This window comes from Peribacillus sp. P4_C12 (assembly GCF_056402095.1).
On the sequence record NZ_JBFUIB010000846.1, the window covers coordinates 1 to 1,225 of the forward strand.

Consider the following 1,225-nt stretch of genomic DNA (forward strand, 5'->3'; position numbering starts at 1 on the left):
AATTTGTATAGTGATGAAGTGCCTATGATAGATAAAACAGTTTTAAGTGCATGGGAAAAACAACGAAAAGAACAAGAGCTAACTAGTCAAGAACAAAAAGTAACGGAGCGTATGTCCGAGATCTTAAATCAATTTAAAAGTGCAAATACGTATATCATTGTTTTACCTTTGCATAATTTTAATATTCCATCAAAGTTAAAAGATTATATGGACAATATCCTGATTGCACGTGAAACTTTTAAATATACTGAAAATGGGTCAGTGGGTCTACTTAATGACGGACGAAGAATGCTTGTTATACAAGCAAGTGGATCAATCTATACCAATAATGATTGGTATACAGAAGTTGATTACTCCCAAAAATACCTGAAGTCAATGTTCAATTTCCTTGGTATTAAAGATTATCAAATCATTCGGGCGCAAGGAACTGCTTTACTAGAACCAAATGAAGTATTACAAAAAGCATATAAAGAAGCTGAAGAAGCTGCTTCAAGATTAGCACCTAAATTAATACTTTCTTAAAGGCAAAGAAAAGAAATATAAGGAGGAAATTAAATTGGAACAACGAGTTGATTATTACAATGTAGCATCTGAAGCACTTAAAATAATGATGGAAATGGAGAAGTATACGAAAACAACAGGTATAGACCGTAAACTTCGTGAACTTATAAAAATTCGGGCTTCTCAAATAAATGGTTGTGCATATTGTCTTAACATGCATACAGCTGATGCTAGAAAAATGGGAGAAACGGAACAACGTTTATATTGTATTAGTGCTTCGAGAGAGTGCACATTTTACACAGATCCTGAAAAAGTGGCTCTTGAGTTGACAGAATACGTAACTTTAATCCCGACAAAACGTGTGCCAGATGAGCTTTATCAACGAGTACGTGAACATTATGACGAGCGACAATATGTTGACCTTGTACTAATAATTAATCAAATCAATAGTTGGAATAGAATATCTATTGCAATGGGGAATACAGCAACTGAAAAATAATTATTCTCAACGAACATCATATGGGTGTTCGGCACAGTTTGTAAACAAAAGGCATCCAAATAAAGTAACAGGTATCTATAGCGCAATCGATCACAACACTACTTATTGTTCACTTTTTCCATGGAATTGGATTTGGAATGGCAACTACAGCTACCGGAGCCATCGTAGCAGATCTAATCCCTGAATCACGAAAAGGGGAAGGGATGGGCTATTATGGACTAACAC

2 protein-coding genes are annotated in these 1,225 nt (G+C 34.9%); both read left to right on the forward strand.

The window, feature by feature from the left end; translation table 11 throughout:
- Positions 1 to 522, forward strand: a 522-nt coding sequence (locus AC1DUW_RS29605; protein ID WP_477644278.1) for an FMN-dependent NADH-azoreductase, incomplete at its 5' end; no start/stop codon positions are given.
- 34 nt (positions 523 to 556) lie between these two features.
- Positions 557 to 1,000: a carboxymuconolactone decarboxylase family protein gene (locus tag AC1DUW_RS29610; RefSeq protein ID WP_053346665.1), complete on the forward strand. Its 444-nt coding sequence runs from the start codon at positions 557 to 559 to the stop codon at positions 998 to 1,000.
- The last annotated feature ends 225 nt before the right edge of the window (positions 1,001 to 1,225 follow it).